This window comes from uncultured Nostoc sp. (genome assembly GCF_964245575.1).
Classification (GTDB): domain Bacteria; phylum Cyanobacteriota; class Cyanobacteriia; order Cyanobacteriales; family Nostocaceae; genus Nostoc.
This window is the reverse complement of record NZ_CAXTNP010000467.1, coordinates 1-3870: the sequence shown is the minus strand read 5'-3', so window position 1 is coordinate 3870 and position 3870 is coordinate 1. Positions and strand designations below refer to the sequence as shown.

The 3870-nt window shown below is 43.3% G+C and carries 5 protein-coding genes; 2 read left to right on the top strand and 3 right to left on the bottom strand.

The window, feature by feature from the left end:
- Window positions 1-59: 59 nt before the first annotated feature.
- On the bottom strand, window positions 60-743 hold the full coding sequence (locus ACFFAP_RS37000) for an ATP-dependent Zn protease (RefSeq protein WP_375515867.1): 684 nt from the start codon (window positions 741-743) through the stop codon (window positions 60-62).
- Between the two features lie 242 nt (window positions 744-985).
- On the opposite strand from ACFFAP_RS37000, the gene ACFFAP_RS36995 reads away from it, so the two are divergent.
- Entirely contained in the window at window positions 986-1201 is a 216-nt protein-coding gene (locus tag ACFFAP_RS36995) for a DUF2945 domain-containing protein (protein ID WP_375515866.1), read from the top strand.
- Between the two features lie 9 nt (window positions 1202-1210).
- The gene (locus ACFFAP_RS36990) at window positions 1211-1540 is read left to right on the top strand and encodes a DUF3140 domain-containing protein (RefSeq protein ID WP_375515865.1); all 330 of its coding nucleotides are present in this window, start codon (window positions 1211-1213) and stop codon (window positions 1538-1540) included.
- A 45-nt stretch (window positions 1541-1585) separates the two neighbouring features.
- Here ACFFAP_RS36990 and ACFFAP_RS36985 read toward each other — a convergent pair whose 3' ends face one another.
- Together ACFFAP_RS36985 and ACFFAP_RS36980 are read right to left on the bottom strand one after the other, a co-directional pair.
- On the bottom strand, window positions 1586-2440 hold the full coding sequence (locus ACFFAP_RS36985; protein ID WP_375515864.1) for a CheR family methyltransferase: 855 nt from the start codon (window positions 2438-2440) through the stop codon (window positions 1586-1588).
- Window positions 2440-3501 carry a chemotaxis response regulator protein-glutamate methylesterase gene (locus ACFFAP_RS36980; protein ID WP_375515863.1) on the bottom strand — a complete coding sequence of 354 codons (1062 nt, stop codon included), beginning with the start codon at window positions 3499-3501 and terminating at the stop codon, window positions 2440-2442. Before ACFFAP_RS36980 ends, ACFFAP_RS36985 begins: the two co-directional genes overlap by 1 nt.
- Window positions 3502-3870 lie beyond the last annotated feature (369 nt).

Below are 3870 nucleotides of genomic sequence, written 5' to 3'. Positions count from 1 at the left end.
GTTATTAATTCTTCTCCCTCCTTCATCTCCCCCTACCTCCCCTGCCTCCGCTGCTCTCCCTACTCCCTACTCCCTACTCCTAACTCAGCATGACAATCTTCTACCGAAGTGCGTTGTCGCATGGCATTAACTAAAGTCTCATAGCTAGACCAATTTTCTTGCAGAAGGGTTTTTGCCTGGAGGGTATGAAACCGTAGTTTCTGCTGAGAAACTGATTCAGAAAAGCCCACAATTGTCAAGACTCCCATCAGCTTATTTTTATCATCACCTCCCCCCTCAGCATTATTAAAAACTAGGGTTTCAGCAGCAATACCCGCCATCCAAACAGTGCAGTAGCGGTCTAGCATTTGGGCACTGATTTTACCTACTTCTAGTTGAGATGCTAATTGGCCATCATCAAAGCTAACGCCGCCTTGCCCTGGTTGTCCCTGTTTCCAGGCTTCCCATGCGCTGAGGGTGTAGCCGGTAACGGGAATACCCAACAGGTAAGCAACCAAGAAATGCCCTGCTTCGTGATGGACGATGCGATCGCGGTGTTCACTTGAAAAACCAGCAATCCAATCTAAAAAGATAGTACCACCCTTACCTTGCAAGCTAAAACTGTCTAAAGTAGCTATTCCCAAAATAGCGAAGGTAGCAAGCGCCGGTACTGCCGGGGATAAATTCAAGAATGGCCCCAGCAGTACCGATAGGGTCATCAGAAAGATGGATATTGCAACTAAATTTAGGCTAGTCTGGCTCATTGAGAGTTTTTTAAGGATCTGCTTAATCTTTTTTTATTATGAGGCGATGTCTACGACGGGCTACGCCTACGCACAGCTATTGTATCAAGCTGGTTAGAGCGATCGCCTAATTTCATCTCACATCAAATTAAATTACTGACTTAATGACGGATGTTTTCTCTATCACTAGAATGATGGCTGCTTTTCAAGTCGCAGACATAATGTGACTTTAGCAGGTATAAAAAATCATTTAGGAGATGAATGTGGCTGAACAATTCCAAAAGGGCGATCGGGTTGAATGGAATACTTCACAAGGCAAGACAACTGGCAAAGTAGTAAAGAAACTCACTTCGCCTACAGATATTAAAGAACACCATATCGCTGCAAGTGAAGATAACCCTGAGTACTTAGTTGAAAGTGATAAGACAGGAAAACAAGCTGCTCACAAGCCTGATGCTCTTAAAAAAGTAGAGGAGTAATAGTTAGTCATGAGTAAAGATGTTAAATCGGTGATTGAAGAGTTTCATCAAGCTGTGAATATGACACCCAAGGAACTAGAGTCTTGGTTAGATACGGATGAGTCGCAAACTGTGGGGCAAAAAGATGGCGAGGATGAGTCAATTGGTCATAAATCTGGGCGGCGTATCATCCAGTTATTGCAGAAAAAAGATGACTATACCGATGATGACCTTTCGCACATGAAGAAAGTTATTAGTTACGTCCACCGTCACATGGCGCAGCAGCCATCGGGCGACGATTTAGAACACACACGCTGGTGCTACTCTTTAAAGAATTGGGGACACGATCCGCTAAAATAAAGTACCTCATAAGTGGCTGCAAATAGCAGCTTGCTGATTTTTACCTCAATCGGGAATTTTGACTTCAGGATTGTGCAATCGATAGCAGATAGCCTTGTCAAATAAAACTCGCTTGAATGATTCATCTAGACTGATAGTCGTTTCACCACTACCGAGAAACAAGTAGCCATTTGGCCTTAATTGCTGCTTGATCTTTTTTAGCAAGGCTTTCTTGGTCACAACATCAAAGTAGATTAAAACATTCCGTAAAAAGATAACGTCGAATTGCGGCAAAGATGACCAAGATTGCAAAAGATTCAACTGACGAAAATCAACCATCTGGCGGATTTGTTCATTTATTTGCCAGTCAGTATCTAGCTTTTGAAAGTACTGATCACAAATATTTTTAGGTAGTCCCCGATTAATTTCAAGTTTGTTATAATGCCCTTCGCGGGCACGCGCTAAAACCTTAGTAGAAAAATCAGTCGCAATTAGCCTTAAAGACCAATTGGTAAGCATGGGAAAATGTTCATGAATTAGTATGGCGATGCTATAAGGTTCTTGTCCATTGGAGCAGGCAGCACACCAAATGTTGAGCGATCGCTCAATTTGTCGTTGTTTAATTAACTCTGGTAGGACGTATTCTTTCAATGCTTCAAAAGGGTGGCTATCACGGAAGAATGAGGTTTCGTTAGTGACTAGCGCCTCGATTGTCTGGATATGAAGATTATTAAACGGGTGAGTTCGCAAGTAAGTTACCAAATCAGGGATGTCAGCGAATCCTGCCGATTCGACAATTGGCTGCAAATGTAACTCTGCTAAATAGCTTTTATCACCAAATAATACAACTGCTGAATGATCGTGAACTAATTGACGAAGATACTCAAAATCAGTGGTGCTTACACCCATAATCTGTGTCATTACAGGTCTGAAAGAGGAATTTTATTGGAACGAATTCTGTGCATAATCTCATCTGCGATTTGGTTAAGTGGAAGAATTTTATTCGCAAGTCCGGCATTAACGACAAAACCAGGCATTCCCCACACGACGCTAGTAGCTTTGTCTTGTGCAAGTACCTGTCCACCCGCCTCGCGTATGCACTGACAGCCATGTAACCCATCTTGCCCCATACCCGTGAGGATAACTGCGATCGCCCCAGCACCATAAACCTGTGCAACTGATCGCAACAGCACATCGACTGAAGGACGACAAGAATTTTCTCTTGATGCTTGATGGATGGCAAGTCTAACCCCAGTTTTGTCGCGTTGCACAATTAGATGAAAATTTCCTGGTGCAATCCAGGCATGTCCAGGTTCTAGTATCTCTCCAGAAACCGCTTCATCTACTGGGATTTGACACTTGGAAGCTAATTGTTTAGCTAGTAGTTTCGTAAACATTGGCGGCATGTGTTGCACAATCAAAATCGGCACTGAGAAATCTGCTGGAAACTCCTTAAGCAGTACAGCCAGAGCATTTGGGCCTCCGGTAGAAACCCCAATTGCCACAACCTCCACCTGCTGTATATCGCTACGAACGGGAAAAACAACTGGATGAGTAATTGTGCTTGGTGTGAAAAATGCACCAAATACCTTAATTTTGGGAATTAAATCATCCCGAATATGTTGGTTTGCTGCCTCTACACTTCCTAAGTTACTAGGTTTTGTGGCATAGTCTGAAGCCCCTAAAGAAAGAGCTTCCAGCGTTGCGATCGCTCCACTGCGGGTGAAGGTACTATACATAATCACTGGTAAACGTGGATACATTTGTCGGATAGCAACCAGGGTTTGCAAACCATCCATCTCTGGCATCTCGATATCCAGGATGATTACATCAGGATTAACATGGGAAATCTTGGCAAGGGCAATGCGACCGTTAGCTGCGACTCCTACCACCTCCAGTTCTGGATCGCTAGACAAAATTTTACTTACTCGACTCCGTACTACTACGGCGTCATCAACAACGAGTACCCGAATTTTGGGCATTGGGGATTAGGGATTGGGGACTTGTACTGAGCGTATCGCTAAAGCGAAAGCTCCGCTAACGCGTAGCGTCTCCAAGAGTTGCCGAAGTATTGGGGATTGGAGACGCGATAAATCGCCGTCTTTACAATAATCAGTCCTTCGTAGAGACGGCGATAAATCGCGTCTTTGGGATCTCTTATTTTCTATCAAATAACCTTAACCGAACCGTATTGGGAGTTTTTATGCTTGTTCACGAGTATCAAAGATTCATTAATGGAGTTCAAAGCCTCTTTAATGGAGTTCAAACACTCTTTAATGGAGTTCAAACACTCTTTAATGGAGTTCAAACACTCTTTAATGGAGTTCAAAGCCTCTTTAATGGAGTTCAAA

What these genes read in the sequence shown, in the direction of transcription:
- ACFFAP_RS37000 (WP_375515867.1), bottom strand. Translation starts at nt 743, where the DNA reads ATGAGCCAGACTAGCCTAAATTTAGTTGCAATATCCATCTTTCTGATG.
- ACFFAP_RS36990 (WP_375515865.1), top strand. Translation starts at nt 1,211, where the DNA reads ATGAGTAAAGATGTTAAATCGGTGATTGAAGAGTTTCATCAAGCTGTG.
- ACFFAP_RS36985 (WP_375515864.1), bottom strand. Translation starts at nt 2,440, where the DNA reads ATGACACAGATTATGGGTGTAAGCACCACTGATTTTGAGTATCTTCGT.
- ACFFAP_RS36980 (WP_375515863.1), bottom strand. Translation starts at nt 3,501, where the DNA reads ATGCCCAAAATTCGGGTACTCGTTGTTGATGACGCCGTAGTAGTACGG.